At 48.4% G+C, this 4371-nt stretch carries 5 protein-coding genes; all 5 read right to left on the reverse strand.

Features of this window, described 5'->3' with window-relative positions; all coding sequences use genetic code 11:
• Nucleotides 1-38: 38 nt before the first annotated feature.
• Nucleotides 39-1331 carry an O-acetylhomoserine aminocarboxypropyltransferase/cysteine synthase family protein gene (locus tag B3W37_RS13940; protein ID WP_483176164.1) on the reverse strand — a complete coding sequence of 431 codons (1293 nt, stop codon included), beginning with the start codon at nucleotides 1329-1331 and terminating at the stop codon, nucleotides 39-41.
• Nucleotides 1332-1463: 132 nt separating this feature from the next.
• The gene (gene nifU / locus B3W37_RS13945; RefSeq protein ID WP_481039244.1) at nucleotides 1464-1844 is read right to left on the reverse strand and encodes a Fe-S cluster assembly scaffold protein NifU; all 381 of its coding nucleotides are present in this window, start codon (nucleotides 1842-1844) and stop codon (nucleotides 1464-1466) included.
• Complete coding sequence (gene nifS / locus B3W37_RS13950) at nucleotides 1844-3016, reverse strand: cysteine desulfurase NifS (RefSeq protein ID WP_483170011.1); 1173 nt, start codon at nucleotides 3014-3016, stop codon at nucleotides 1844-1846. The genes nifU and nifS overlap by 1 nt, the downstream gene beginning before the upstream one ends.
• Nucleotides 3017-3021: 5 nt before the next feature.
• Complete coding sequence (locus B3W37_RS13955) at nucleotides 3022-3486, reverse strand: RrF2 family transcriptional regulator (protein ID WP_483170012.1); 465 nt, start codon at nucleotides 3484-3486, stop codon at nucleotides 3022-3024.
• A 189-nt stretch (nucleotides 3487-3675) separates the two neighbouring features.
• A partial coding sequence (gene fdhD / locus B3W37_RS13960) for a formate dehydrogenase accessory sulfurtransferase FdhD (protein WP_483176165.1) occupies nucleotides 3676-4371 on the reverse strand: 696 nt, incomplete at its 5' end.

Below are 4371 nucleotides of genomic sequence, written 5' to 3' on the forward strand. Positions count from 1 at the left end.
TGATTTTTGTTTAAATTATGATCTCGGCAGAGCTGCTGTTATTCCCCTACTGCAATTTTCAGGGCATTGTCCAGGTCAAAAATCAGGTCTTCCACATCTTCAATCCCGATTGATAACCTTATTTGATCGGGGGTCACCCCGGCCAGTTTTTGATCCTCTTCGCTGAGCTGCGAGTGGGTCGTAGTGGCGGGATGAATTACCAGTGACTTGGCGTCGGCAACGTTGGCCAAATTAGAGAAAAGTTCCAGATTATTGATAAACCGTTTGGCTTTATCTATATCGCCCTTGATGCCAAATGTAAAGATTGAACCGGCCCCCCGGGGCAGATATTTCTGCGCCAGATCATAGTATTTGTTGCCGGGCAGGCTGGGATAATTAACCCAGGCAACCAGAGGATGATCATTCAGCCATGCCGCTATTTTAAGGGCATTGCCGACATGACGCTCCACCCTTAAAGACAAGCTCTCCAGACCCTGCAGGAAAAGAAATGAATTAAATGGACTCAAGGCAGCGCCGGTATCCCTCAGCAGCTGCACCCTGGTTTTGGCCACATAAGCCGGAGCACCCACATCGATGGCATATCTAACCCCGTGATAACTCGGGTCCGGCTCGGTCAGGCCCGGGAAACGCCTGCTGCCGATCCAATCAAACTTGCCGCCGTCAACGATGGCTCCGCCTATAGAGCTGCCGTGCCCGCCGATGAATTTGGTGGCCGAGTGCACCACAATATCGGCTCCATACTCTATAGGACGCAATAGATAAGGGGTGGCAAAAGTATTGTCTATAATTAAAGGCAGACCATTATCGTGAGCTATCCGGGCCACCGTTTCAATATCGATAATATTTATCCCGGGATTACCGATGCTCTCAATAAAGACCGCTTTAGTCTTTTCATTTATGGCTGACCTGAAATTTTCGGGATCGTCAGGATCGACAAATACCGTCTTGATTCCGTACTTGGGCAAGGTATATAGGAACAGATTATAGGTTCCGCCGTAGAGAGTACTGGCAGCCACTATCTCATCACCGGCGCCAGCTATGTTCATAATTGAATATGTAACCGCTGCGGAACCAGAAGCCAGGCCCAGAGCCGCCACCCCACCTTCCAGGGCCGCCAGTCTCTGTTCGAAAACGTCGGTAGTCGGGTTCATAATCCGGGTATAAATGTTTCCCGCTTCCTGCAAAGCAAAAAGCCGGGCCGCGTGGTCGGCGTCTTTAAATACATACGATGTCGTCTGGTAAATTGGCACAGCGCGCGACCCGGTGGCAGGGTCGGGTTTTTGACCGGCGTGGACCTGTAATGTATCAAACCTGTACTGCCTTTCACTCACTTTAATTCCTCCTCAAAACCTTAAATCCTATTAATCGTATATGATTACTATATTTATAATACTAGTTTTTCGCTAGTGTTTCAAGTAAAAATTAGGAGGTAAATGAATTATCTAAGCAATCCTTTGCTTTCTTTATTTGGCACTCTCCCGGTGGCGCGCAATATAATCCTTAATAGCGCGGTGCAGGGCATCAGCGGCCAAATTGGAACAGTGCATCTTAACCGGGGGCAAACCATCCAAAGCCTCGGCAACCGTACGGTTGGTGATGCGCTCGGCTTCCTCCAGAGTCTTGCCTTTTACCATTTCTGTCACCATGCTGCTGGTCGCTATGGCAGCAGCACAGCCGAAGGTTTTAAACTTGACATCCTCAATAATGTCATCCTTTACTTTGATCTCAATGTGCATTATATCTCCGCAAACCGGATTTCCTACTTCACCCACCCCGTCGGCGCATTTCAGTGAGCCGACATTTCGCGGGTTCATAAAGTGATCCATAACTTTTTCAGAATACATCAGTTGCTTCCCCCTTTGCTGTATAATGGCGACATTTGACGCAGATTACCGATTATCTTAGGTAAAACTTCAAGCACAAAATCCACATCTGCTTCAGTATTATCTTTGCCCAGGGTCAAACGCAGCGAACCATGGGCTATTTCATGCGGCAGCCCTATTGCCAGCAGTACATGAGACGGGTCAAGAGAACCGGAGGTGCAGGCAGATCCGCTCGAAGCCATGATTCCGTAGCTGTCAAGCATCAAGAGTATGGACTCCCCTTCCACGAATTTGAAGCATACGCTTACGCTTCCCGGTACTCTGTGGTGCAAATCGCCGGTGACAATTGTATCCGGTATGCTGGCGAGTATGCCCTCGCGAAGTCTGCCGCCCAGTTTATTGAGGTAGGCGGAGATTTCATCCATTCTTTCCCGGGCCAGCTGAGCGGCCTGGCCGAACCCCACGATTCCCGGTATATTTTCAGTACCGGCCCGCATTTTGTTTTCCTGCGGTCCGCCGTACAGCAGATTGCCAAGTTTAACGCCCTTTTTGATATATAAGCACCCCACTCCCTTGGGACCGTACAGTTTATGACTCGAGGCGGAGAGCATATCGATGCCGAGATCTTCAACATCCAGCGGAAGCTTGCCTATGGTCTGCACAGCGTCGGTATGAAAGGCGGCTCCGGCTTGATGGGCTATAGAGGCCAGCTCTTTTATCGGTTGCACCGTGCCGATTTCATTGTTGGCATGCATAATCGTCACCAGTGTCGTCTCTGGCCGGAGGGCTTTCTTTAGAACTTCCGGTTCAACTAAACCTGCTGAATTGACAGGCAAAACCGTTAATTCGAAACCGTTCTTATGAAGATGCTCGCAAGTATCCAGTACAGCATGATGTTCAATGGCCGAGGTTATGATATGTTTGCCTTTTTTAACATTGCTGTTCACATAGGAAACAATAGCCTGGTTGTCAGCCTCGGTGCCGCCGCTGGTAAAGAATATTTCACGAGGGTTGGCGTTGATCAAGGCCGCTACCTGTTCGCGGGCATTTTCAAGAGCTTTTTTAGCTGCCCGGCCCTTGGTGTGCACGCTGGATGGATTGCCGTATTCGTGCGTTAAAAAGGGTATCATGGCTTCGAAAACCTGACGGTCAACCGGAGTAGTAGCGCTATGGTCCATATAAATTTCTCTCATTGCCTTCACCTCTGATTTTTTAAATTTTTCGGATCGTTGTCAGATACAATTTGATCGACCAATGATTCGTTCACCAAATCTTCCAGGGTATATGAATCTAAAATATTGGATATGGAATCTCTTAAACGCGACCATACCTGCCGGGTCACACATTTCTCGGCGCGGATGCATTCATCGGGGTTGACCTCGCTGACACAATCCACCGGAGCAATAGGCCCTTCAAGAATGCGAATGATATCCCCGACAGTGATTTGGGCAGGAGTTTTACCCAGAATATAGCCGCCCTGAGCGCCTCGAACACTTTTAACCAGTCCCGCTTGTTTCAAAGGAATTAACAACTGCTCGAGATATCTTCCAGAAATATTCTGCCGTTCAGCTATGGTATGAATAGCCACCGGTCCAGATTCTTGTTTTTGAGCTATATCCAGCATGGCTCTAAGACCATACCTGCCTTTTGTTGATAGTCTCATCAAAATATCCCTTCTTCCTCTGAGTCAGCCGAATACTGCCTTAAGAAGCCCCCTGTAGTATCCGGACAGTCCAGCTAAAGCTATCTGATTGTCAATATATCATATACCCTATAGTTTTACTAGTGTTTTAAAAAAATAACCCTGATTTCTTTTAACTAAAATCAGGGTCAGGTTGTTTGGGAAAAAGGGTCAGTCAAGGATGATCTTTTCCAGGTGAGTGTAAACCGTGAGCCTTTCTCCCCGTGCGAAACCCACTACGCAAAGGTCCAGCTCTTCAGCCAGTTCCAGAGTCAATTCGGTAGGAGCCGCACGCGACAGAATTATGGGTATATTTCCCCGGGCAGCCTTTATCAGTATTTCCGATGCCACCCGGCCGCTTAAGAGCAGACATTTATTATGAGGGGAAATATCGTTCAAAAAAGCGTAGCCCAATACCTTATCAACCGCATTGTGCCGTCCGATATCTTCATAATGGACTATTATCCCCGACTCATCGGCGAGGGCGGCGCTGTGAACTCCTCCGGTTATACGGAACGACTCGGCTCTCTCCTCCAGTTCGGCCATCAGGGATATGATCTGTTTGACCGGCAGACGCCAGTCAGATTTAACTTTCTGTAATTGGCGGGCGTCGTTTATGAAATAGAGTCCTGCCCGGCCTTTACCGCAGCAGCTTGCAATGTGCCGGCGCAAGAAATTATCGGTTTGGCTCACCGGTTGAGTGGTCTCAATCCACAATAAGCCATCGTCTTCCCTTAAACGGATATCTTCAATGTCCGAAGGTTCTTTAAGGATTCCTTCACTAAGCAGAAATCCTACGGTCAGTTCCTGAAGGCCGCCGGGCGAACAGATCAAAGTGGCCAACTCGTTGTGATTAAGAAAAACAGT

The sequence above is a fragment of the Syntrophomonas sp. UBA5494 genome, assembly GCF_002426325.1.